Source organism: Bacillus sp. T2.9-1 (assembly GCF_950097965.1).
Lineage (GTDB): Bacteria > Bacillota > Bacilli > Bacillales > Cytobacillaceae > Niallia > Niallia hominis.
The window spans coordinates 54,766-80,998 of the sequence record NZ_CATNHG010000024.1; the positions used below are offsets into that span (position 1 = coordinate 54,766).

The window sequence follows — 26,233 nt, forward strand, 5'->3', positions numbered from 1 at the left end:
TTATCTCACTCCTTACTTACGTAGTCTTGGATCAAGAGCATCTCGGATTCCGTCACCTATAACATTAAATGCAAAGATTGTTAAACAAATAAACATTGCCGGGAAGAATAATCGCCATGGGTAATATTGCATCGCTCCGATTCCATCATTAGCCATTGTTCCCCAGCTAGCTAATGGAGGCGTTAACCCTAATCCAAGATAGCTTAAAAACGCTTCTGTAAAAATAGCGTTTGGCACAGTTAGTGTTAAAGTTACAAGAATAGGTCCCATTGCATTAGGAATTAAATGCTTGCCCATTATTCTTGATACTCCTGCTCCTAATGTTCTAGAGGCAAGTATATATTCTTGACTCTTTAAAGATAATACTTGTCCTCGGACCATACGAGCCATATTAATCCAACCTGTAATACTCATCGCTAAAATCATCGTCCAAATTCCTTGTCCAAGCACAACCATTAGAAGGATTACAAGTAATAGGTAAGGAATTCCATATAATACGTCTGCTATACGCATCATCACTTCATCAACCTTACCACCTTTATAACCTGCAATTCCGCCCCAGATTACCCCAATCACTAAGTCGATTAATGCAGCAGCAATCCCAATGAAGAGGGATATCTTTGCCCCATACCAAATACGTTCGAACATATCTCGACCCAATTCATCTGTTCCAAAATAATGCTCTGCACTTGGTGGTTGATTTGTTTTTGTTAGATCATTTTCATAGTAATTGTATGGCGTAAGGAATGGTCCAACAAATGCCATGACGATTAAAAGAATTAATAGTACAAGTCCAAATACTGCAAGTTTATTTTTCTTAAAACGAGTAAATACATCTTTCCAAAAAGACAGACTTGCTTTTGAAATCTTCTCTGATTCAACGCTGCTATTTCCTACTATTTCAAATTTATCTTTCGAAATTTCTTGCATCTTTACTCTCCTTTCTTCCCGCCCGATAATTTAATTCGAGGATCTATTAATCCGTACAATATATCGACAAGAAGAACAGATACTAACAGGATAATACTATAGAAAACAGTAACTCCCATAATAGCTGTATAATCACGATTGTTTATACTTTTTACAAACTGTGATCCTAGTCCCGGGATACCAAAGATTTTTTCAATAACAAAACTTCCTGTAACGATCCCAGCTGATAATGGTCCCATGTAGGAAACAACTGGTAGAATCGCATTACGGATTGCATGCTTTACGGTAATATTAAAGCCGCTAATTCCTTTAGCTTTTGCTGTTTTAATATAATCATTGCTTAATACTTCTAGCATGGAAGATCTAGTTAAACGGGCAATAAATGCTGTTGGACCAGCTGCTAACGCTATTGCCGGCAGGACACTTTGCATAAATGTTCCCCATCTTGCTACAGGGAAAATACCTAGCTTCATCGCAAAAATATATTGTAAAAAAGCAGCCATTATAAAGGAAGGTACGGAGATTCCTAATACAGCAACGATCATTGCCAAATAATCTTGCCATTTATTATGTCTTAATGCAGCAATTACACCCAATGTTACTCCAATTGCTAAAGCAATGAAAATGGCTTCGACTCCCAATACTAAGGAAACGGGGAAGCCCTCATTGATTAATTGATTAACAGTCTGACTCTTATATTTAAAAGATGGACCAAAATCCCATTGAACAACTCTTAGCAAATAATCTCCATATTGAGCATACCAAGGTTGATCAAGACCATAATGGGCATTTAAATTTGCTTCGATTGCAGGTGGCATTTTCTTTTCCGATGTAAATGGGTTACCCGGTGCCATCCTCATGAAGAAAAACGTTGCTGTAATGATTAACCATAAGGACAGCGCCATAAACAGCAAACGTTTTGTCAAGTACTTTATCATGGTTTTACCTCCATTTTTTTCTAAAACAACGCCAATTAGAAAGGAAGAGGATGTCTTAGGGAACGAGCTTCCTAGTGTATCACTCGTTAAATAAGACAGCCTCTTTTATCTCTTTGATCTTGTAGTTCATGAATGGTTTTCTTGTCCTAATTACACAAACAATTTAATAATATTTTTTAACAATTTCTATATGCAATTAGAATTTGAAATCCTTCTAACATGATTGCGGAACAAAGTAATTCCTTTTATTATTCAAAATGCGCCCATTTCAACTGAGCTTCCCCTAAACCTGAAATTACTACATCCTTCAGATTCTCTTTTTGTACCCAAGTGTTTGTATAAAAATATACAGGTGCAATTGGAAGTTCATTCATTAAAATAGCTTCTGCATCTTGTAATAATTGTTTACGCTTCGCTTCATCTGTTTCCTTTTGTGAAGCAATAAGAAGTTTTTTGTATTCTGGATTTTCCCAACCAGTATCATTGTTTCCGCCGTCTGCATCACGATACAATTCTAGGAAGTTAAATGCATCATTGTAGTCACCAGACCATGACATACGCCCAATCTGATAGTCACCAGAATCAATTTTTTCTAAGTAAACTTGCCATTCTTCGTTGTCTAATTCGACATTAATACCAAGGTTTTGTTTCCACATATCTTGAACTGCTTGCGCAATTTTAGCATGTGCTTCACTTGTATTATAAGATAATGTAATTTTTGGTAAGTCTTCTACACTATCATAGCCTTCCTCTTTCAAACCTTTTTCAAGAGCCGCTTTCGCTGCTTCGATATCATTATCTTTAAAGTAGCCTTTTTCGTTTTCAGAAAACATTGTTGGAGGAACAACTGCCATGGCTGGGATTTGTCCACCTTGTGTAATTTGCTCAACAATCGCTTGACGATCAATTGCATATGTTAATGCTTTACGAATATTTTCGTTATTAAATGGTTTTTCTTCCGTATTGAATTTATACCAATACGTTCCTGCTATTGCTTTAATATTTAGGTCCCCATTGTCTTTTAATGCCTTAATAGCATCTGTAGGTAATGAACCAAATGGTAAACCAGCCCAATCTAACTCATCGTTATCAAACATGCTTAATTCCGTTGTTGGATCTTCTACCATTGACATTTCCACTGTCTCTAATTTAACCGAGTCAGCATCCCAATAATCTTCATTTTTTTCTAAAAGAATAGACTCACTATGATTCCACTCTGTCATTTTGAAAGGACCGTTTGTAACATAATCATCGCCAGCATCTTTATACCAATCTGGATTTGCTTCTGCTACATTTTTATTCACTGGGAAATAAGTATAGAAAGCTAGTAATTGTAAGAAGTATGGTGTTGGATTTACTAAAGTTACTTCTAAAGTTTTTTCATCCACTGCTTTAATAGCAACATCATCAAGTTTACCTTCTCCATTATTAGCTGCTTCAGCACCTTTTATGGCATATAATTGATAGGCATATTGTGATTGGTTTTGAGGATCAATAGCCCATTTCCAAGCATATTCAAAATCTGCTGCTGTTACTGGATCACCGTTTGTCCATGTTGCATCTTCACGAATTTTGAATGTATAGTTTAATTGATCGTCTGAAACTTGAATATCTTCGGCCATTGCAGGCTGAGGCACTCCATCTTTATCAATACGAGTTAAACCTTCAAACGTTTGAATTAACACTCCACCAGACGTTGAATCTGTTGCTAGTGCTGGATGTAATGTTGGTGGCTCTGAAACGATGTTCAAGCGCAAGTTCTGTGATGATTTATCACTTCCACCATTGTCATTACCACATGCAGCAAGAAATGCACTTAGCACAAGCACTAAGCTCATTAGTACAAGCATTCTTTTTCTCATGTAATTACCCCCTAAATAATTTTCCTCAAATGGAACTTCGAAAATAGCTTTCCCATTCTAAACCTTAGAATACACAAGCAATCATTTCCTAAATAGTCTGTTAATTATAATAAACGACTATTGATGTATTAAAAACGATTAAATGCAAACCCCCATACATAGCGTTCAATATTATTATTTCGAAATAACTATTTCGCTAGTTCAACCTTATATGTATTCTTATGTGTTTTAAAAAGTCTGAAAATACAACTACCTAATCCATTCGTAATCACAATTATATAATTGGAATATTTTTTACGCAAGAACTATGTAGAATTTTGTAGAATAAAAACAAATCAGAAATATACAAATCTACAGAATAATTATATTAATATAAATTTATCTAAATTTTTTTAATTCATAGAATTCATTTAACCGTTCTCATCTTCCTCATTTACCTTTAGACGAATCATTTATCTTTCTTTTATCTGGCTCACTCTTTCTGTTTCTTCCACATATAGACTAAGCTGTTTTAAATCTGCATCTACCATCTACTACACTAAATCCAATTTACATGCCGTATACCTTCAACACTCCTTTAGAAACAACATTACTAATAGAAATCCACCATTTTTTCTATGAAAAACGACAAACTTTGAGAAAACAGCCTTTGAATATCAACTAATCATGCTAAAATGGTTATAATAATGAATATAATGTAGTTTCTGGGTTCTCTCTTTTTTGCTCTTTTTAACGAAAAAGTTGCTTTCTGATGCGAAGTGTACTTCACTAACGAGCGCTATACCAACGAATAGAAACCTAGTAAATAATATGAACAGTTTGTTTAGAGGATGCTTTCAACTAAACATTCGTGTCTAGAATACATAATGGAGGAAGTATTATAATGAAAACTATCTTTTCTGGGATTCAACCAAGCGGCACTATAACTTTAGGAAATTATATTGGTGCTTTAAGTCAATTTGTCGAGCTACAAGATGAATATAATTGTTTCTTCTGTATCGTCGATCAACATGCGATTACAGTACCTCAAGATCGAATGGTATTAAGAAAAAATATCCGCAGTTTAGCTGCACTTTACTTAGCAGTAGGTATTGATCCTAATAAAGCAACTCTATTCATTCAATCAGAAGTACCTGCCCATGCCCAAGGAGCATGGTTAATGCAATGTATCTCTTATATTGGAGAATTAGAGCGAATGACACAATTTAAGGACAAATCGACTGGTAAAGATGCTGTTTCTGCTGCATTATTAACATACCCACCATTAATGGCGGCAGATATTCTTCTATATAGTACAGATATCGTTCCAGTTGGAGAAGACCAAAAGCAACATCTTGAATTAACGCGTGATCTCGCAGAGAGATTTAATAAAAAATACAATGATATTTTGACAATACCTGAAGTTAGAATTCCAAAAGTAGGGGCAAGAATTATGTCTCTTCAGGATCCTACGAAAAAAATGAGTAAATCGGATACTAACAACAAAGCTACTATTACGTTATTAGACGAGCCAGCACAGATTATTAAAAAAATCAAAAGTGCCGTTACAGATTCAGAAGGTGTTGTTAAATTCGATCGAGAAAATAAACCGGGAGTTTCTAACTTGCTTTCCATTTATTCTATCCTCTCTGGAGAAAGCGTGGAGAGTCTGGAAGCCAAATATGAAGGAAAAGGATACGGAGATTTCAAGTCAGATTTAGCAAATGTTGTGGTTGATGCATTAAAACCAATCCAAGAGAAATACAATGAGCTTATGAACTCTACTGAATTAGATGATATATTAGATGATGGAGCAGCAAAAGCTAATAAAGTAGCTGGTAAAATGATTAAGAAAATGGAAAATGCGATGGGATTAGGACGTAAGCGTCGTTAATTTAAATCTCTTATGGAAACGATGGATAAGAGGATGTTCCATTATTCCTACTGATTTGATTATTTCTTGGAAAAACAAAATTTTCGAGTAATAAATCTTTAAAAACGAAGAGGAATGAAGCGGAAGACACTCGAGGCGCCGGGGAGGAATCTTAAGACTAGCCCATGGAAAGCGACGTGTATTCAGACTGCGAGCTTCTTCCCAAAATAAAAAAAACGAACAATTATGCATATCGTGATTGTTCGTTTTTTTTTATTAGTTGAAATACTTATGTCCGAGCCTTTATACTTATGCAAACTGGAGATTTTCATAAATCCCCATTTTATATAGTAATTTCTCCACTGAAAACGCTTAGTTTACCTTCGGACCATGCTCCATTTCCCATAGCTTTTCAAAAAACGGCTGACCTTTTATAATATTCTCACAAAAATGCTCATGCTTTTTAGACCAACCATACTTTGTACATTCATATAGTTCCTTCCATGCATTCTCAAAATCTAAGTGCTGAATCTCAAAATAACGTTCTGGACTCCATTCTGTGTACCAATAACGAACCTCTGCAACATTTTCAGAAGAATACAGTTGATCTAACGCCATAAACAATAATTGCTTTAATTGTCTTTCTTTTCTTGTTAATCCATTCATCACATGAGGTTCAGGTGATAAAATATGGAATTCTTTCTTTTCTTCATTGTTTTGAAAGTTATAATGAATCGTTTCTTGATTTTCAAGCAATTCATAGGCCAATTGTTCTTGTCTAGGTATCATTCGACTTTTCCTAATCGGAACAGAATATCCAATTGTATCTACTACTAAAAGTCCAATTCCATCAGAAACTACAAAACAATAATCTAATTGAATTCGTTCATGATTTTTTCGTAGATATGCTTTTTGATAAATTTCTTCTAATAATTGTCGTGGTAGTTCCGCCAAATCGTTTTCTATGTAATTGAATAAACAAGAGTCTACTTTTACTAGCGGAACTTGATCTAATAATTCAACACCATCATCTTTTCTCCATTCATGAAAGTGACAAACATTATATCCGTTTTCTTCTCCTTCAAACCAATTTACCCAAACATCATGAAGATACTGCATATTTTATCCCTCACTTCAACAACTGTTTGTCCATAAGTATTGGCAGAGCGTAGTAAATTTATTCCTATTTTCAAAGGATTATTTTATAATCCTCTATCTGATATGAAAAATATCTATCTTTCATGTATTCAGTTTGCTACGTATTTCTCTTTTTCTATAATTACTAAGAAGAAAGATAAGCAGAAGATATTTTCTTATTGAACCTATTATCATAATATGTACAAACTTTCCTTTCATGTCTTTTTTATTTCGTTTTCAGCCCCTTTTGCTAATTATTTATCCAGTTAAATTATTCTAATAGAAAGGAAATAAGTCTAAGACATAAGTACTTAAACCTAAGAAAAAGCCAACCAATCATACGGAATTTTGATTGATTGGCTTTTAGTTTTTCAATAGACATTTATTTATAAAAAGGCTTCACTTTTTATCGTAAACTGCATCTTTGCTGTTTGTTTTTTCTTTTGAAAATAGGAATTGACAAGATAAAATCCTGTATTGTACCCAATCATGCGTGGATAGCGTCCATGTCCATACAAGAGTTGATCATGTTTCGTCTCTGTTTTTTTTACATCTAAATGTTCCTTTAGCTCCTTCTCCCAAAATTGCTTAACCTCTTCTTCCTCATACAGATGGCACCAGCTTGCATTATATGCCTCCCCACAGTTTTCTTTAACAGCGAACTCTGCTAATCCTTCCATGATGATAGAATCTAATAAGGTATAATCCTCTATTGGTTTTTTCAGACAATGCATGCGACATACATGATGATATTCGTGAATAAAAAGAGCCTCTAGTTCTTTATCGTCTGTTACTTCCCCAACAAATAAAAATAGCTGATTAGGAAATGATACACCTGATTTGTTTTCATCCCCTCTCCATGTCATCTGAAAAGGAAAAAGATATATAGGTACATCGGGTCCATCCCATTTTTTCTTATACTTTTTATAAAACCTCTCTACTTTATTCCAGGTTTCTAATTCTTTCATCTTCTCAAAAGTCTGTTTGGAACGTCTTGATGGTTTATACATTCCAAATCCATTTAAATAACGATAAATATTATGAGAGTCGTCTCCATCAAAGGAAGCTTTCATGTTTTCACATATAGAAGTCGGCTCATAAAAATGTTCCTCGAGCCATTTCTTTGTATTGATTATCCCCACCAATATTTCCCCTCTATTTCATTTTATTCTGTTCATTTAATCAGTATATGAATGGTGAATTGATGGCGTTCCAATGCAACTAATCTCTATTATTGAAAATAGGGGCGTGGACAAAATTAAATAACTAATCTTTAAAGACGAACACTCTCTAATTTAGCTCTTAAATAAAGCTACTTTCTCATGATGGTTATCTATGTTTTTTAAATATAGTCAAGTATAAAAACTAAGTCGTACCATTGCGCTACAGACGCTCGCTTTCCGCGGGGAGGAAGCTCCTCGCTGCGCTGCGGGGTCTCAGCCTTTCCTCCACTTCCCGCAGGAGTCGAACGTCCTCCGCTCCATTACACTTCGTTTTTTAAACCTTTTTCTAAAAAAATAAAAGCGAACATTTACGCGAATTAATCACATTATAGTTCGTGTTTATTGTTAGTTGAGATGCTTATGTCCCATCCTCTATATAAATTATCTATGTGTTTCTTTCATGATTCTACTTCCGCATCCACAAATAATGGAGTGTTTTAATTTTTTGATTGGCTGTTTACACTCTAAACAAATGAACTCGCTTTTTCGCTTAGCCTTTTGAACATTGTTCACAGGTTCCGTAAAATTGGAGACTATGGGAGCTGATATTGAATTTAGATATGGATTTCGCAAATGATTCTACCTCCCTTAATGTAGGATACCATATATCCACTATTTCACCGCAATCGCTACAGACAATATGATAATGTTCTTCTTTTTTCCATTCATATTTACTTAATCCTTCGCCAAATTGTATCTCTTTCAATAGCTCTAATTCTATAAATAAATGGATGTTATTATAAACAGTAGTAATACTTACCGAAGGCATATTCTCATTTAGGACATGATAAATTTCATCTACTGTCCAATGCTTATTGTCTTTAGATAGAATATTAATTAATTCAAGTCTCTGTGGTGTAAGACGAATATTTTTTTCTTTCAACAGGTTTTTAGCCTTTTCTATACTAAGCATAGAATTCTTCCTTTCTACGTAATATCTTCTTAAATAGTAAGTTCACCCTCGAAGAAAGCGTTTTCTTTTAAACATTAAAAATTTCCGAATTTATACCTTAAATAATAGAATTATAGTTTTAATTATATACACTTTATAATAATAGTCAATATTAATTTAAAATAATTATAAATAAAGATTGGATTGGTTTCATTTTTGCAATAAAAAAACTGCTAAGATTCAAGTTGTTAATGAATCCTAGCAGTTTTAATACATGACTATTTTATTAGTAGGAGCTTTTCAACAATCCTTGAATTAATTACATAAATAAGCGAAGTATTTATTGATATTTTTTAAATACAATAGTAGCGTTATGGCCGCCGAAGCCTAGGGAATTACTCATTGCTACATTTACTTCTTGCTTTCTATGGGCATTAATTACATAATCTAAATCACAATCTGGATCTGCTGTTTCAAAATTAATTGTTGGTGGAAGAATGTTGTCTCTAATTGCCAAGACGCTAAAAATAGCTTCGACTCCACCTGCTGCTCCAAGCAAATGACCAGTCATGGATTTTGTTGAGCTCATTGGGACTTTATAAGCATACTCTCCAAAGACTTCTTTAACAGCCATCGTTTCAAATTTATCATTATATGCTGTGCTTGTTCCATGTGCGTTAATATAAGAAACATCTTCTGGTGCAAGTCCGGCATCATTAATTGCCATTTTCATGGCTCTTGCTCCACCTTCTCCTCCGGGTGCAGGGGAAGTAATATGATAAGCATCTCCTGTGGAACCATATCCTACTATTTCTGCATAAATGTTAGCACCTCTTGCTAAAGCATGCTCCAATTCTTCTAGCACCACAATTCCTGCACCTTCACCAATTACAAATCCATCACGATTCGCATCGAATGGTCTACTTGCTGTTTTAGGATCTGGATTAAAGGATAAAGCGGTATTTGCGCAGAAACCAGCTACGGACATCTTTGTAATCGGCGCCTCTGCTCCACCAGTAATCATCGCATCAGCATCTCCACGCTGAATAACTTTAAATGCGTCTCCAATAGAGTTTGTTCCCGTTGCACATGCAGTAACAGTACAAGAATTCACTCCTCTTGCACCTAATGTTATCGAAACTTGTCCAGATGCCATATCTGGAATTAACATCGGTACAAAGAAAGGGCTTACTCGTTTATAGCCTCTTTTTTGGAACATTTCATATTGATTTTCGAACGTTTCCATTCCGCCAATCCCGGAACCAATCCACACGCCAATACGAGGAGCATTATCATCTGTTATTTGTAAATTAGCATCTTTTACAGCCATTAAGGATGCTGCAACCGCATATTGTGTAAAACGATCCATTTTTCTAGCATCTTTTTTTTCCATAAAATCTTCCGGATTGAAATCCTTCACTTCTGCTGCTACCTTTGCGGGATATTCATCAGCATTAATTCTTGTGAGTGGTCCAATTCCCGAAACTCCAGCTATAATATTATCCCATGTAGTTACTGCATCATTACCAAGTGGCGTTACAGCTCCAATACCAGTAACAACTACTCTTCTATTCGTACTCATGTCCTATTCTCCTTTTTGCTATATTTATCAACATAAATCTGCTAGTTTTCTTTTTACAAATCAAGGAATCTTTTATCTTCCCCAACGCATAGCAATTGCACCCCAAGTCAATCCTCCACCGAAACCGACCATTACAAGGACATCATCCTCTTTAATTTTACCTGCTTCTAATTCTTCCACTAAGGAAATGGGAATAGATGCCGCACTTGTATTTCCATATTTATGAACTGTTTTGGATAACTTCTCTTCTGGTAAATCCAATCTTTGTCTTGACGCTTCCATGATGCGAATGTTCGCTTGATGTGGAATAAGGAAATCTACATCTTCCTTGGACAATCCTGCTTTTACCAACACATTTTCACTGCTTTCGCCCATTTGACGAACCGCAAATTTAAAGACTTCTCTACCATTCATGTAAATATAGTCTTCATCATCTAAATAAAGATGTTTCCCACCAGAACCATCTGCTCCTAATTCGAATGAAAGAATCCCTCTTCCATCTGAAACTTTACCTAGTACAGCAGCTCCAGCTCCATCCCCAAAGAGTACAGCTGTATTACGATCTTCCCAATTTGTAATTTTAGAAAGCTTCTCTACGCCAACAACCAGTACATATTTATAAACCCCTGTATCAATAAATTGCTTTGCTGTCACCATACCATACATAAATCCTGCACATGCCGCACTTAAATCCATTGCTGCAGCCTTTTTTGCACCTAGTTTTTCTTGAATCATACATGCAACAGATGGAAATGACTGATCAGGTGTAACCGTTGCGACCATTATCATATCAATATCTTCTGGATGAATGCCAGCATCAGCAATTGCTTTCTTTGCTGCTGCTAATGCAATATCCGATGTATCTGTATTGTCGTCCGCTATTCTTCGTTCTTCTATGCCAGTTCGCGTTCTTATCCATTCATCATTTGTATCAACCATTTTCTCTAAATCAAAGTTTGTTAAAATTTTTTCTGGAAGTTCACGGCCAATACCAATTATTCCTGTACCCAAAGCTTTCAGCTCCTTTATATTCACCGGTTACCCGGTATCTCTCTCTTATTTGTTTTAATGCAGTTATTCCTTATCCTCATTTAAAAAATTGTCATGTATATTCATCCCTCAGTGATCTATAAACAAAATAAGGATGTTTTTTTTTAGTTTACCCTAATTTGTTCAATATGGTCTAAATAGAAAGGAGAAAATTACAGTATTACATTAATATATTATTATCAATTATTATGACTTGGTACTAATTTTATCAAATTCCTCCTCTCTTTTGCAACATATTTTGTTTTCTATTACATTGGTCTAAGCATTTACCGATGTTTTTCATAACATATTAAGAGCATAATTTAGAATGTATTATAGGAGGAAGAAATGTGGACGATTATAAAGAGGAACTATCTGATGAGAAAGATCAAAAGGATGTTATAGCAGATGAAAAAACAGAAATGGATCACTTTTCTCTATTTATGTTTGGTACAAACAGTCGTTCCATAAGAAAAAAGGAGTCACCAGAACATTCTCAACAAACGGATGTGGAGCCTTCCATTTCAAGAGGAGTTAAAGGAGATGATTGGATTCTTGGTAGAAGTAATAGGCAATCCAATCAGGTAGAAGAAAAGGAGGAAAATGCAAATTTTGATGCTGTTGCAAACTTTATAAATCAAATAGACCTTGAACTCCTTATGAAGAATGTCGATATGTTTATGACATCAGCGAATGATTTAAAGCCTCTATTCAAAAAAATAACCCCTTTCGTAAAAAAATGGATGGATTAACTTAGTATGAATTGATTACTTGTTAGTCCATTCCCATTTTTGATTCTATTTTATCTTCTTGCAATACATTAAAAATTATTTACGTCGTGTCAGGTCATCATATACTTATTCTTTTTCTCACTAAAGGACAAGGCTTTCCTAAAATAAAAAGAAATACCATCATGACATTATTGGAAGCCTTTTCCTTTTATTCCTCATTTGGCAGCTTTCCAGTCTTCTTATACCGATTTAAATCCTTCTGTATGGATTCAACAATATCTTGATCAATACTTGGACTGAATTTCCCTAAATATATGGTACCCTCTCTAATTCCACAGATTTGAGTACCGGAGTGAAGTTCCCCTTCATCAAATTCAGTGGCAATTTGTTCATAAAGTTTAGGAATATCTTGAACCGTGCTTGTTAGCACTGTGTACTTTCCTAAATTCGCTTGATCAGAAATATAACCAACTACGTGTAGACCTTTTTCTTTAATGCTTTCTACTATTTCTACATTAAAGCCATCTCCTACTGGATAAACAATATCCACATTCTTACTGATTTGATCATTTAATATGTTCATTGCCTTTTCTCGATTATCCCAATCATTCACAAATTCTTTTATGACTTTTGCATTTTTGTTGACATATTTGACTCCATCTTTAAATCCATTAACTTCTTCTTGCCATTCATAGGCACCAATTACACCAATAGTATTTGTTTTTGTCATCTGTCCAGCTACCATTCCACCAAAGAAGCCCATTGGATAATTTTCAAACTTAATATTGGTTGTATTATCTTTTGTCGCAGGCTCTCTCCCATTTATACTGACAAAATGAATGGAAGGATACTTAGAGGAAAGGATATTAAAATATTGGACAAAATCACCACCATGTCCAAAAATCAAATTGACACCTTTCGCTTTAAATTCCTTTACTGCCCTTTCTGTTATGGTATAAGAATCAATTGACTCTTTATAAAAAACATCCACACCAAGTTTAGTATGAATATTTAACAGTCCCTTATATCCTTTTGTACCCCAAACTTGATCACTTACTGTACCACTGACTAGAAGCCCTACTTTTTCAACCTTTCCTTTTTTAGCAATCGATCCATTAAAAAAAAGGAAAAGCAAAAGAACACACATAATTAGAGGAAGGATAATGATAATCTTTCCTCTAATTATTTTATTTCGAATGTTCATTAATGCTTTTTTCATTATTATTACTCCTATAACACTATTAAATTCTATATAATAAATGGTGCTTTTTCTGTTTATCTAAGTTCTCTGAAATACTGCGTTTATTTATTACTATTATCTCTTCTAATCCTTTTAAATTTTCTATATCTTTATGAACGCTTTTAGGTACATTCCATTTTAAATGTTCTAAGCATCTTTGCCAATGGTTTATTACATTACTTTTTAATAGAATATCCTTATTTTGTCCTTTATTTGTCTGTTTTACTACTTCCGATACAGCATCTTCGATATAAATCGCATCTGTAGGATATTCTCGTAAACCTATGCGAACAGCATCCTTTTCATTTCCTTCTACTAGCTGCTGAAACAAAAAATCGCTTGGCTGCCATGGCCCATATAATGTGGGCATATGTATCATCTGAATCATATAGCCTCCAAGGTCATCTCTAATGGAAGAAAGTAATTCTCTTTCTTTTTCTATTGCCATAATATTTACTAAGAAAACAAGTTTTTTATTAAAAAGCAATTCTTTATCACTACAGTCAAAAATGTGCCTTTTCATTGTTCTATACAAGGATTGTAGGCTTTCTATTGTATATAGGTCAAAAAAAAGATGGTCAATGCTTGCATCTTGGAGTATAGATCCAAGTTGATCCCAGCTTATTTCACTAAAATTTGCATTTCTGCCTATTTCCATTCTTTTATCTTCTATATCAGCTATATTTATATGCGGGAAAGATACACCTATTATCTCCTCTCCCTCTTCTAATAGTGCTCCACATATATGAAAACCGAGGAATTGATATGCACCGAATACTACTGCCTTCTTCATTAAAAAGCCTCCCATAAATAATTACTTAATGTATTCATATGCATGTAAAAGGGTAAATATTTCGAAGTACTTTAGGTACCGTACGTCAAAAATCATACACAGGATTACTTAGTTTCATGAAAGAAAAGCAAAAGATGTTGTTCGTTTAACATATGCTCATTGAACAACATCTTTTCTTCTAAAGTTTTTTTTCATACTTTCTAAAAAAAGAAGCAATTTGTTTCGGCATTGCACTTCGTTTTTCTGGTAGAACATAGGAGACAAAAATCGGCAAACTTTTTTCTTCCCAAATTTCAGAAGCTTTTTTTAATGCATGGGATTGATAATAGGACCTACCATTGTGGAGGATTTGAATGATTTTTGTCGGTGTATCAGTCTCCTCTAGCTGGTACTGCTTTTTATCCTTTAATAACTCCATTAATTCATGCCTATTTGTATTAAAAGCAATACTGATTTCATTGGTTAACTTCTTAATAAAAAACTTATGCTCTTTTTCCCTTTCTAAATGCTCCTTTAAAGATAGAATAGGGTTTAACAGAACAACAGATCGAATATTATCCTTCATTTCCATCATCAAGCGAATAGCTGTTAAGGCACCCATACCTTCTGCAATAATATGAATTCTTTGATTCAGTATCTCTGTACGAATAATATGTTCATATAGTCTTTTAGCCATCTGCAAAGCTTTTTCACTACCCCAATTTTTCCCATATAAATTGGAATAAAAAATGGTATAGCCATTATCCAGCAATGATTCAATTAAGGTTCTCTTTCCCTCATTTTGGTTCCAAAAACTATTTGTATCTGTAACAAAATTCCTTTCGTCTCCAATAATTAAGATACCGAAACCATTAGGTCGATGAGGATAATGTATCATGTTCCATTCGGTATCTAACTGGAAGTTCCGGTTCTCCATCTTAAAAACTCCTTTTTAGCATTTTCCTTTTAATAATGTATGTCTCTTTTATTAAAATGTAAGGGAGTTTGCCTATATTCCAAGAAGAAATGCGGAGTTACACGACCAAATGACATTGATTTTTCTCATCTCTCCTCCCTTAAAAATAATCATTGCATATATGGGAAGACAATTTATATGATGAAAAAGTGAAGAATTTAAGAAAGCTATATCATTCACATTTATTATTTATCTACTATGTGGTAAGATGAGTATGATTAGCAAGCTATAAAGAGGTGATTTCGGTTGCGTTACATAATGACAATTTTTTGGACATTTTTACTTGCTCAAATGTTAGTTTATGTTGTTGGTTCAATGAATGGGGTTCCTTTTGACTTTTCAATGGGAATGATTCTAACAGCTGTCTTTTCCGTAGTAGTTTTCATTCTATCAGCCCTTATTCCAAATGAACCTACTCATGAAGAAGGTTCCCATTAAGAATATGTCACTGTAGTAAATGGTGTTTAAATAATATATTCAATTAGGGGGGAATTCCCTAGTTCGTATATTTATTTAAACACCTTTTTAGTATGGTAACAATAAAGGTAATGTTCTAGCGTCAAAGCAGAAAACTTATGGTTTTTATACTGTAAAAAAGCAGCCTAAAATATCGTTTTCTTTCTATATTTTAGGCTGCTTAGACGAAGGTAAAATCTTTATTCCTTACGTTTTAACACAATATGTTCGTTTTCTTCATCAATCTGTACATGATCATTTTCTTTTATTTTTCCGCCAATGATGTCTTTCGCTAATAATGTTTCAATCGTCTTTTGCAAAAATCTTCTAAGCGGTCTTGCTCCAAATTTAGGGTCAAAGCCATTTTTCGCCACAAATTCTTTCGCTTTGTCTGTCATTTCAATGGTTATATGCTGATCAGTAAGCCGTCCTTGTAATTGATCAACAAGCTTTGAAACAATGTCCTTAATATTCGCTAATGTTAATGGCTTAAATAAGATAACCTCATCTATTCTGTTTAAAAACTCTGGTCTAAAATGACCATTTAATTGTGCCATTACTCCATCTCTAATTTCTTTGGGAATCTCATTTGCATCTCCAGTTTCTAATAATAAATGGGAACCAATATTAGATGTCATAATAATTACGGTATTTTTAAAATCGACCGTCCTACCCCTTGAATCTGTTATTCTTCCATCATCAAGAACTTGAAGCAAAATATTGAATACCTCTGGATGAGCTTTTTCCACCTCGTCTAAAAGAACAACAGAGTAAGGCTTTCTTCTAATTGCTTCTGTTAACTGACCGCCCTCTTCATACCCTATATATCCAGGAGGAGCTCCAATTAAACGAGATACGGCATGTTTCTCCATATACTCAGACATATCAATACGAATCATTTGTTCCTCACTATCAAATAGGGTTGCTGCTAATGTTTTAGCTAGTTCTGTTTTCCCAACCCCGGTAGGTCCTAAAAATAAGAAGGAACCAATTGGTCTATTCGGATCCTTTATTCCAGCTCTTGCTCTTAATACAGCATCACTAACTAGCTCAACTGCCTCTGATTGCCCAACCACTCTTTCTTGCAGAATTGCTTCTAAACGTAAAAGCTTTTCTCGTTCTTTCTCTACTAATTTGGAGACAGGAATACCAGTCCATCTGGCAACAATATTAGCGATTTCTTCTTCGGTAACTTCTTCTCGAAGAAGACGATTTTCCTGCTCTTGTTTCGCTTGACCTTCCATTTCTTTAATTTCTTTCTCTAATTTTGGAATACTTCCATGTCTTAACTCAGCCGCTTTATTTAAATCATAGTTATTTTCTGCATCCTCTAACTCTCTCTTTTTCCGTTCGAGCTGTTCTTTTTTCTCCTGAATGGATTGCAAAGCATCTTTTTCATGTTGCCATTTAGCCTTTAATGCATTCGAACTTTCTCTTAAATTCGCTAGTTCTTTTGCAATAATAGCCAATCTCTCTTTACTTTGGATATCTTCTTCCCCATGTAATGCGGCTTCTTCAATTTCGAGCTGCATAATTTTTCTTGTCAGCTCATCAATTTCAATCGGCATGGAGTCTATCTCGGTACGAATCATCGCACATGCTTCATCAATTAAATCAATTGCTTTGTCTGGCAAGAAACGTTCTGTTATATACCGATCAGATAAAGTAGCCGCTGCAATGATAGATCGATCTTGAATATTAACACCATGATGGATTTCAAATCTTTCTTTTAGCCCTCTTAAAATAGCAATTGTATCTTCTACTGTTGGCTCCGATACAAGAACCTGCTGAAAACGACGCTCCAGTGCAGGATCTTTTTCAATATACTGGCGATGTTCATCTAATGTTGTAGCACCAATACAATGAAGTTCCCCTCTTGCCAGCATCGGTTTAAGCATATTCCCTGCATCCATTGCTCCATCTGTTTTGCCTGCCCCAACTATCGTATGCAATTCATCAATAAATAAAACGATACGTCCATCGCTATTTTTCACTTCCTGTAAAACAGCCTTTAGACGCTCCTCAAATTCCCCTCTAAATTTTGCTCCTGCCACTAATGCTCCCATATCTAAAGAAAATATCGTTTTATCCTTTAATCCTTCAGGTACATCTTTTCGGACAATTCGTTGTGCCAGCCCTTCCACAATAGCTGTTTTACCCACACCTGGTTCACCAATTAAGACGGGATTATTTTTAGTTTTTCTTGATAAAATTCGAATGACATTCCGGATTTCATTATCTCGCCCAATTACTGGGTCAAGCTTCCCCAGCTTTACTTCATCCACGAGATCTCTGCCATATTTACTAAGTACTTCATATGTTGCTTCTGGATTCTTGCTAGTCACTTTCTGTGTCCCCCTTATCTCTTTTATTGCTTTTTTCATTTCTTCAAATGGAATACCCTCTTTTTTGAATATCGTTCCTACCGTTGATTTTTCTATTTTATATGTGGCGAGAATTAGATGCTCTACGGACAAATACTCATCTTCCCATGCAAGCATCTCTTCTTCTGCTTTCGTTAAAAGCTGTTGCAAACCAGCTGTTATATAGACTGCTCCCTGTTCGGAACCACTTAAGGATACTTGTGGCTTTTTCTGTAATTCTTTTGTTAATTTATCCAAAATCCTATTCGGTTCTATTTGTAGTTTTTGTAGTATAGAAGTCAATAAATTATCTTGCTGATGAAGAATAGCCAAAAACAAATGGATATCATCTATTTCTTGATGACTTTCCTTTATTGCAAGGGATTGTGCTTCTGTTATTGCTAACTGGACTCTTTCTGTCATCTGTTCTACATTCATTTTACAAGACTCCTTTTGACCTTTTTTGACCTTTGATTTTATTATAGTATATTTTATCCATATGTAAAGGGATCTCTCTTATACAAAGAGTAATGTTCAACATAATGATATCTCAATGGAGATATTTATCATGAAGCTGACTCTTTAAGAGAAATCCCTTTTATTAAAACTGTTTTACTGTTTTGTGATATAAATCAACCTAATCTCAACAAGAGAAATCCCATATTAAGGTTTTCTTTGGTATGTCCACAATCGATTATGGTTAGATGTTTCTGGAAAGCGATCTCCTGCTTTCATTTTTAACTTTTGAGGATTATTTATGTTGCTTCCTGTTTCACCGATCTCTATATATAAGCCATTGTTTGGTGCCTTTTGCCCTGGACGAAACTGTCTATTTTGACCCAAAATAAACTCCTCCTTTAGCTATCCTTTACCAATTCAGAAGTTAAGTAAACATGAACATAAATACGTTTTACTTAACTGGTTATTATTATTACCCTTTTTGGCATGAACATTACGGAAAATAATAACTGGTAAGCGCAAATACTTTTTCATTATTGGAGCATGCTATACATGGATAAGTAAGCAACATAAAAAAGCTGCTAACGAACACTACATTTGTTAACAGCTTTTAAATAATTTACTTTTCTTTTTACCATTTATTTTAATATTTCAACTAAAAGTGCTTTTTGAGCGTGCAATCTATTTCCTGCCTGTTGAAAGACATATGAATGATTCCCGTCAATAATTTCTGTTGTTACTTCTTCTTCTCGATGGGCTGGTAAACAGTGTAAGAAGATATAATCCGCTTTTGCATGCTTCACTAAGTCTGCATTAATTTGAAAGCCTTGGAAATCCTTTAAACGCTGTTCGTTTTCCGCTTCCTGTCCCATGCTGGTCCATACATCCGAGTATATGGCATCTGCTTGGTGGACAGCTTCCACTGGATCATTTGTAAGGACAATCTCACTGCCGCTTGCTTCAGCAAAAGAATAAGCTAATTCTGCCACTTTTGTATCTACTTCATAATTTTTCGGTGTAGCAACGGAAATATCAATCCCTACCTTTGAGCATGCTACTAGCAAGGAATGGGCAACATTATTTCCATCACCAATATAGGCAAGCTTTAAACCTTTTAAAGTCCCTTTCACTTCTAATATCGTAAGCAGGTCTGCTAATGCCTGGCAAGGATGATACAAATCCGTTAACCCATTAATCACTGGGATTGTTGCATGCTCTGCTAATTCTTCCACAATTGAGTGAGAAAATGTACGAATCATAATTCCATCCACATATTGTGATAGAACTTTTGCGGTATCAGAAATAGTTTCTCCTCTTCCGATTTGGAGGTCACGACTATTTAGATAAAGGGCATGGCCTCCTAACTGATGCATGCCTGCTTCAAAGGATACTCTTGTTCTTGTAGATGATTTCTCAAAAATCATTCCCAATGTTTTCCCTTGAAGAGGAGCAAATAATTCTCCATTCAAGTGCGCTTCCTTTATTGTCTTTGCCTTATCGAGTAATTCAAGAATCGTTTCTTTAGAATAATCAGCTAATGTTAATAAATCTTTTCCCTTTAAATTTAAATCGGATGCTATCATCATACCGTACTCACTCCTTTTTTTATCTCTTCATGCCATTCCTGAATGGAATGAACAGTTAATTCGTTCTCTTTGAAAGAGGTAATAAATGCCTCTAAGCTTTCCTTTTGTGTAAAAGTAATTATCCGATTTCTTGTAGCTAATTCACGAGATAATTTATCTTCTTTTAAATTTGTTGGATTGTAAAAAGCAACTGTTCTCTTATCCTTTAATAACGATTCAACCGTATTATTATCAGCCATTTTTACAGAAAGCTGTACCTGTTCAGCCACTTTATAAATCGCCTCTAAGTCTTCTGTCGTTTTTACAACTACTTTCATTTCATGTTTCGGCATTTTTTTTAAGGTAGGATGAAAGACTTTTTTCAAAGCCTTTTCAACAGTGGAAGCAAGTGCAATCCCCTCGCCTGTTGAACGCATTTCTGGTCCTACTTTAGAATCTAAGCCCTTTAAAGCATAATTGGAATAAACAGGGTACTTGACACAAGTAAATTTAATATCATCGGTAAATGTCTTTTCTTCTTCAGTGAAAGCATATTTCCCAAGCAATATTTTTGTCGCAATTTGTACTAGTGGCACCCCAGTTACTTTACTTACAATCGGAACGGTGCGACTGGCACGAGGATTAACTTCAAGCACATAAACCTCTTCGTTATTAATAATATATTGGATATTCATTAACCCTTTATATCCTGTATGTCTTACAATTTTTTTAGCATAAGTAATCATTTTTTCTTTTATGTTTAACGATAAATTTCTAGCAGGTAATAATGATAGACTATCGCCTGAATGTACTCCTGTTTTCTCAATATGCTCCATAATAGTTGGAACACAAATATCGACTCCATCAGTGGCCAAATCCAATTCTGCCTCAGATGCCTCCATAAATTGATCAACAAGCACTGGATATGGTATATCTGTTTGCAAATATAATTGTAATGCATCTTCATCATTAATACGTTCCATTCCTTTGCCGCCAATAACGTAAGATGGACGGATTAGAACTGGAAAACCTATTTTCTGCACTGATTGTATAATCTTCGCTTCACTTTCCGCTATATCTCCTTGAATATGCGGTATATCTTCTTCTTCTAAAAGCTTATAAAATAAATCCCGATCTTCTAACACATCAATGGTACTGCTGTTTGATCCCAGAATACGAACACCGTATGCTTCTAGCTCTTTTGCAACATTAAGTGCTGTTTGACCACCTAATTGTACAATGACATCCTTGATCCCCTCTGATTCGATAACATTCATAATATCCTCTACTACTAATGGTTCAAAATACAGGCGGTCTGCAGTAGCAAAATCAGTACTGACGGTCTCAGGATTGTTATTAATAATAATCGTTTCAATTCCTTCTTCTTTTAAAGCAAATACTCCATGAACAGAGCAATAATCAAATTCTATTCCTTGCCCAATTCTTATTGGTCCACTACCAATAACAAGCACTTTTCGTTTATCACTTTTATTTTGTTCATTATCTCCATAGTAGCTGGAATAATAATAATTTGTCTTTGCTTCAAACTCAGCCGCACATGTATCCACCATTTTATAAATAGGGAGCACAGCAAATTGTTTACGTTTTGCTCGAATCTCTTTTTCAGAGCAATTCCAAGCACTGGCTAAAAAGGCATCACTAAACCCTTTTTCTTTCCACTTCCATAACTCCTTTTTTGTTACTGTTTGGAGCGAAGAATGGATTATTTCTTTTTCCATATCTATTAATCTTTTAAAATTATGCAGGAAAAACAAGTCGATTTTTGTTATATCATGGATTTTAGTAACTGACTCTGACTTTCTAATAAGTTCGAGAATGACAAAAAATCTTTCATCTGTTTGTTCGAGCATTTTTGCATATAACGCTTCAACAGACATCTCGTTTAATCCAGGTAACGTTAAATCGTTCCCTTTTATTTCAAGGGAGCGAATTGCTTTTAATAAAGCCCGCTCCATATTCCGATCTATTCCCATTACTTCTCCTGTTGCCTTCATTTGTGTTCCTAGTTTTCTTGATACAGCAGGAAATTTATCAAATGGCCATTTAGGAATCTTAACAACTACATAATCTAATGCTGGTTCAAAACTTGCAAATGTATCGCCGGTAACCGGATTTATCAGTTCATTTAGCGTGTAACCAACTGCCAATTTTGCAGCCATTCTTGCAATCGGATAGCCAGTAGCTTTAGAAGCTAAGGCAGATGATCTGCTTACTCTTGGATTTACTTCAATTAAATAATATTTCTTGCTGTTCGGGTCTAATGCAAATTGGATATTGCATCCGCCAATTATTCCTAATGCAGAAATGATTTTAATAGAAGCAGAACGAAGCATTTGATATTCTACATCTGTCAATGTTTGAGATGGAGCAATAACAATGCTGTCACCAGTGTGGATTCCAACTGGATCGATGTTTTCCATATTGCAAATGGTAATACATGTATTCATGCTATCTCGCATTACCTCATATTCTACTTCCTTAAAGCCAGCAATACTTCTTTCCACTAAGCATTGACCAATTGCGCTTTCTTTCAAGCCACCAGTTACAAGATTAGTGAATTCTTCCATATTTTCAGCAATGCCGCCACCTGTTCCGCCTAGCGTATAGGCAGGGCGTACAATGATAGGGAAACCTATTTCATTGGCAAAGTCTACAGCTTCTTCTACTTTATGAACAATTTTGCTTTCTGGTACTGGCTCATTTAAGTGATACATTAATTCTCTAAACGCTTCTCTATCTTCTCCTTTTTTAATCGATTCGATAGAGCTTCCCAGTAATTTCACTTGATACTTTTCTAAAATGCCTTGTTCACTAAGTTGAAATGCAAGATTTAATCCTGTTTGGCCCCCTAAAGTTGCAAGGATTCCATCAGGCTTTTCTTTTTGAATAATCATTTCTAATACATCTACTGTCAATGGTTCGAAATATATCGAATCTGCAAATGTTTCATCTGTCATGATTGTAGCTGGATTATTATTAACAAGTATGACTTTATATCCTTCTTCCTTTAAAGCCATGCATGCTTGTGTACCAGCATAATCAAATTCTGCTGCCTGACCAATTACAATTGGTCCTGATCCTATTACAAGTATAGTTTTTATCGTCGTGTCTTTAGGCATATGCAAAAACTCTCCCATTATTTGCTTTAACGTTTTCTATAAATTCATCAAATATATAACAACCTTCAGAAGGTCCTGGATTCGCCTCTGGATGAAACTGAACAGTTTGCAATGGATACATGCTATGAGACAGTCCCTCTACCGATCCATCGTGAAGATTATAAAATCTTGCTTCACAGCCAGTAGCAGTTAAACTGTCTTCTTTCACTACATAGCTATGATTTTGTGAGGACATAATTACCCTCTTTTTCTTTCGATCCATTACAGGATGATTGGCTCCTCTATGTCCAAATGATAGTTTAGTTGTTTCTGCCCCAAGTGCTAATGCTGCAAGCTGATGCCCTAAGCATATACCAAGTGTTGGATAATGCGTAATCAACGCTTTAATGGTTGGCAAAATCCCCTCTAATTCCTTCGGGTCCCCTGGTCCATTGGAAAGAAGAATTCCATCAGGTTGTAATGATTTAATACTTGTAAATTCTGTATTATATGGTACTACCGTCACTTTACATTCACGTTCTAATAATGCCGTTAACATGCTTTCTTTTTTTCCGAAATCAACGAGGACAATATGATATTCTCCCTGTCCATATGTTTTAAAATTCTTATCTGAAACTTTTGCTACTTTTCCATCTTCCTTTAAAGAAAAGGTATTACTAGTAATCTCTTTTTCTGCAGTCATAACTGCAGGCATGGAACCCGATTGTCTTATATTTTTGACAATCGATCGAGTATCCACATGTGTAAGCATCGGTATATCCCATTTGTTCAAATAATCCTGTAGTGAATATTCAGCCTGATAATGATAAGCCTCGCTATTTGATTCATAAACAATAACACCCGCTACATGTGGCTGTTTGCTCTCAAAATCTTCCTTATTGATTCCATAATTTCCGATTAGCGGATACGTAAATACGATTATTTGATCCTTATACGAAGGGTCTGTTAATACTTCCTGATACCCAGTCATTCCAGTAAAAAATACGATTTCTCCCTTTACCTCTTTGACTTTTGCCTCTATTGCAAAATCGCCTTTATATTTCACACCATTGCTTAAGTGAAGATAACCTTCCATTGTGTTTACACCTCGATAATGAATGTATAGTTACTCTTTATTTCTTATAATTATACATTATCATGCAAAAAAATACATATTAGATTGTGATTTTCGCATGAATATTTAGATTTTTTTCTAATATCTCTAACGCTTTTTCGAAATCTTCTTGTAGAGTATTAAGACTTGGTAATAATCGTATAACCTTTTCTCCAGCATTTAAAACCATTAATCCTTCTTTTCTTAATTCTCCCAAAATCGAAGCTACTGGCATATCCAGTTCAATTCCAATCATTAATCCTAATCCACGAATATCCTTCACTAGTTGATTTCCAACTAGCTTTTCTTTTAGAACACTAATAATCCATTCACTTTTCTTTTGTACATCATCTAAAAAGGATTGCTGAAAGATGATTTCCATTGTTTTTACGGCTGCGGCCATTGCTAAAGGATTTCCTCCAAATGTTGTTCCATGACTACCTGGTCCGAAAAATTCTTTTAACTTTCCATCTGCAACAATAGCACCTGTTGGTATACCATTTGCCATCCCTTTTGCTAAACTGATAATATCTGGTTTAATTCCAAAATGCTGAAATGCAAAGGCTTTTCCTGTTCTACCAATCCCTGTTTGAATCTCATCAATGATTAGCAAAACGCCTTTTTCTTTGCAAAGTGCTTCTACTCCTTGTAAAAACTCTTTTGAAGCAACAAAAATTCCGCCTTCTCCTTGCACCACCTCAAGCATGACTGCTGCTACATCCTCTGTTAATAGCTGCTGTAAAGCTTCTAAATCATTAAAAGGAACATATTCAAATTTATCTAGCATTGGACCAAATCCCTGCTTGATTTTATCTTGACCCGTTGCGGACATTGTTGCAAATGTTCTTCCATGGAAGGATTGCATAAAAGTTAGAATTTTAGTTTTTCCCGTTGCCTTTCTTGCTAGCTTAATCGCTGCCTCATTTGCTTCTGCCCCACTATTTGCAAAGAAAACAAGATCTAATCCAGACGCATTTGTTAACAGTTCAGCTGCCTTCTCCTGCAATTCTATTGGAAAAAGATTAGAAACATGCCAAAACTTATTTAATTGTTGTTCTACAGACTGTTTTACTTCCGGATGGCAATGACCTAAATTACAAACACCTATCCCTGATGTAAAATCTAAATAAACGCCCCCATCCTTACTATATAAATAGCTTCCTTTAGCTGATTCTGGCTCAATTTCCCATTTTGAATAGGTTGGGAATAAATGACTCATTCTATAATCCCTTCTTTCACAACGATTTTTGTTCCAAGTAAGTCTTCCCCATCAAAAAATTGTTTTTTGCCTGATACAATCATTACACTATTTAAACCACTTTCTAATGCAGCTATGGCAGAAGTAACTTTTGGAATCATTCCACCACTAATCTGACCAGTTTCGATAAAATGATTAATTTCCTCCTGTGCCATTACTGATTGAAGCCTTCCATCTATTAAGATTCCCGCTACATCTGTAACAAAGAGACATTGTTCCGCATGTAAATACTTAGCTACTGCTGATGCCACATAATCTGCATTTATATTTAATTTCCTACCATCCTCTGTAATTCCTAAAGGTGTTATAACTGGGATTAAAGCTTCTTCTAATAAGGTGTAAATCAACCTTGCATTCACCTTTGAAACAGCCCCTACTAAGCCAAGCTTTTCTTCATCAATAATAGATGCATTTATACAATTATCGTCTGTCCCATTAAGACCAATACCATCTAAGCCGTTCTCCCTTAACAACTGAACCAACTTACGATTTGTTTTTCCAGACAGAACCATCTCTACAATTTCCAGTGCCTCTTCTGTTGTCTTACGAAGCCCATTATGAAATGTTGCTTTCACTTGAAAATAATCAAGCATCTCGTTAATGTCTGGACCGCCACCATGTACAAATACTAGCTGATAGCCATTAGCTTTTAGCCTTTTTAAACTAGTAAAAAATTCTGAAGTTAGTTGATCGATTACACTTCCCCCACATTTTATAACAATGGTTTTCATCGAT

The 26,233-nt window shown here is 34.9% G+C and carries 21 protein-coding genes; 3 read left to right on the top strand and 18 right to left on the bottom strand.

Annotated features, from left to right (window positions below; translation table 11 throughout):
* Positions 1-12 precede the first annotated feature (12 nt).
* The 3 genes from QQZ16_RS02550 to QQZ16_RS02560 all read right to left on the bottom strand — a co-directional run bounded on the left by QQZ16_RS02550 (position 13) and on the right by QQZ16_RS02560 (position 3,730).
* Positions 13-930: an ABC transporter permease gene (locus tag QQZ16_RS02550; protein ID WP_031538215.1), complete on the bottom strand. Its 918-nt coding sequence runs from the start codon at positions 928-930 to the stop codon at positions 13-15.
* A gap of 2 nt (positions 931-932) precedes the next feature.
* Entirely contained in the window at positions 933-1,868 is a 936-nt protein-coding gene (locus QQZ16_RS02555; protein WP_235251667.1) for an ABC transporter permease, read from the bottom strand.
* Positions 1,869-2,116: 248 nt separating this feature from the next.
* Positions 2,117-3,730: a peptide ABC transporter substrate-binding protein gene (locus QQZ16_RS02560; protein WP_031538213.1), complete on the bottom strand. Its 1,614-nt coding sequence runs from the start codon at positions 3,728-3,730 to the stop codon at positions 2,117-2,119.
* An 880-nt stretch (positions 3,731-4,610) separates the two neighbouring features.
* Between QQZ16_RS02560 and trpS the strand changes: the two genes are divergently transcribed.
* Positions 4,611-5,603, top strand: a complete 993-nt coding sequence (gene trpS, locus QQZ16_RS02565) for a tryptophan--tRNA ligase (RefSeq protein ID WP_192840922.1) — start codon at positions 4,611-4,613, stop codon at positions 5,601-5,603.
* Between the two features lie 351 nt (positions 5,604-5,954).
* On the opposite strand, the gene QQZ16_RS02570 is transcribed toward trpS, so the two are convergent.
* The 5 genes from QQZ16_RS02570 to QQZ16_RS02590 form a co-directional block, all read right to left on the bottom strand.
* Entirely contained in the window at positions 5,955-6,701 is a 747-nt protein-coding gene (locus tag QQZ16_RS02570) for a YjbA family protein (RefSeq protein WP_031538211.1), read from the bottom strand.
* Positions 6,702-7,105: 404 nt separating this feature from the next.
* A complete protein-coding gene (locus QQZ16_RS02575; protein ID WP_235251669.1) occupies positions 7,106-7,861 on the bottom strand; it encodes a DUF2268 domain-containing protein in 756 nt (251 codons plus the stop codon).
* Positions 7,862-8,432: 571 nt separating this feature from the next.
* The gene (locus tag QQZ16_RS02580) at positions 8,433-8,855 is read right to left on the bottom strand and encodes a Fur family transcriptional regulator (protein ID WP_235251670.1); all 423 of its coding nucleotides are present in this window, start codon (positions 8,853-8,855) and stop codon (positions 8,433-8,435) included.
* Positions 8,856-9,174: 319 nt separating this feature from the next.
* Positions 9,175-10,416: a beta-ketoacyl-ACP synthase II gene (fabF, locus tag QQZ16_RS02585; protein ID WP_031538208.1), complete on the bottom strand. Its 1,242-nt coding sequence runs from the start codon at positions 10,414-10,416 to the stop codon at positions 9,175-9,177.
* Positions 10,417-10,488: 72 nt separating this feature from the next.
* Positions 10,489-11,427: a beta-ketoacyl-ACP synthase III gene (locus QQZ16_RS02590; RefSeq protein WP_235251671.1), complete on the bottom strand. Its 939-nt coding sequence runs from the start codon at positions 11,425-11,427 to the stop codon at positions 10,489-10,491.
* 368 nt (positions 11,428-11,795) lie between these two features.
* Between QQZ16_RS02590 and QQZ16_RS02595 the strand changes: the two genes are divergently transcribed.
* A complete protein-coding gene (locus QQZ16_RS02595; RefSeq protein WP_235251672.1) occupies positions 11,796-12,197 on the top strand; it encodes a hypothetical protein in 402 nt (133 codons plus the stop codon).
* A gap of 187 nt (positions 12,198-12,384) precedes the next feature.
* Here QQZ16_RS02595 and QQZ16_RS02600 read toward each other — a convergent pair whose 3' ends face one another.
* The 3 genes from QQZ16_RS02600 to QQZ16_RS02610 form a co-directional block, all read right to left on the bottom strand.
* Complete coding sequence (locus QQZ16_RS02600) at positions 12,385-13,395, bottom strand: BMP family ABC transporter substrate-binding protein (RefSeq protein WP_235251673.1); 1,011 nt, start codon at positions 13,393-13,395, stop codon at positions 12,385-12,387.
* A gap of 22 nt (positions 13,396-13,417) precedes the next feature.
* Positions 13,418-14,209, bottom strand: coding sequence for an NAD(P)-dependent oxidoreductase (locus QQZ16_RS02605; RefSeq protein ID WP_031538204.1), 792 nt, complete (start codon positions 14,207-14,209; stop codon positions 13,418-13,420).
* Positions 14,210-14,387: 178 nt separating this feature from the next.
* Positions 14,388-15,125, bottom strand: coding sequence for a hydrolase (locus tag QQZ16_RS02610; protein ID WP_284561065.1), 738 nt, complete (start codon positions 15,123-15,125; stop codon positions 14,388-14,390).
* Between the two features lie 297 nt (positions 15,126-15,422).
* On the opposite strand from QQZ16_RS02610, the gene QQZ16_RS02615 reads away from it, so the two are divergent.
* On the top strand, positions 15,423-15,602 hold the full coding sequence (locus QQZ16_RS02615; protein ID WP_235251674.1) for a YjzD family protein: 180 nt from the start codon (positions 15,423-15,425) through the stop codon (positions 15,600-15,602).
* A gap of 218 nt (positions 15,603-15,820) precedes the next feature.
* Here the strand turns inward: QQZ16_RS02615 and clpB are convergent, their stop codons facing one another.
* From clpB to argB, 7 genes are all read right to left on the bottom strand, one after another.
* Complete coding sequence (gene clpB / locus QQZ16_RS02620; protein ID WP_284561066.1) at positions 15,821-18,421, bottom strand: ATP-dependent chaperone ClpB; 2,601 nt, start codon at positions 18,419-18,421, stop codon at positions 15,821-15,823.
* Between the two features lie 225 nt (positions 18,422-18,646).
* The gene (locus QQZ16_RS02625) at positions 18,647-18,826 is read right to left on the bottom strand and encodes a YjzC family protein (RefSeq protein WP_251628601.1); all 180 of its coding nucleotides are present in this window, start codon (positions 18,824-18,826) and stop codon (positions 18,647-18,649) included.
* Positions 18,827-19,080: 254 nt separating this feature from the next.
* Complete coding sequence (gene argF, locus QQZ16_RS02630) at positions 19,081-20,028, bottom strand: ornithine carbamoyltransferase (protein ID WP_396953883.1); 948 nt, start codon at positions 20,026-20,028, stop codon at positions 19,081-19,083.
* A complete protein-coding gene (locus tag QQZ16_RS02635; protein WP_284561067.1) occupies positions 20,025-23,147 on the bottom strand; it encodes a carbamoyl phosphate synthase large subunit in 3,123 nt (1,040 codons plus the stop codon). Before QQZ16_RS02635 ends, argF begins: the two co-directional genes overlap by 4 nt.
* Complete coding sequence (locus QQZ16_RS02640) at positions 23,140-24,222, bottom strand: carbamoyl phosphate synthase small subunit (RefSeq protein ID WP_284561068.1); 1,083 nt, start codon at positions 24,220-24,222, stop codon at positions 23,140-23,142. The genes QQZ16_RS02635 and QQZ16_RS02640 overlap by 8 nt, the downstream gene beginning before the upstream one ends.
* 79 nt (positions 24,223-24,301) lie before the next feature.
* Entirely contained in the window at positions 24,302-25,459 is a 1,158-nt protein-coding gene (locus QQZ16_RS02645) for an acetylornithine transaminase (protein WP_251628597.1), read from the bottom strand.
* Positions 25,456-26,229, bottom strand: a complete 774-nt coding sequence (argB, locus tag QQZ16_RS02650) for an acetylglutamate kinase (RefSeq protein ID WP_031538194.1) — start codon at positions 26,227-26,229, stop codon at positions 25,456-25,458. Before argB ends, QQZ16_RS02645 begins: the two co-directional genes overlap by 4 nt.
* Between the last annotated feature and the right edge of the window lie 4 nt (positions 26,230-26,233).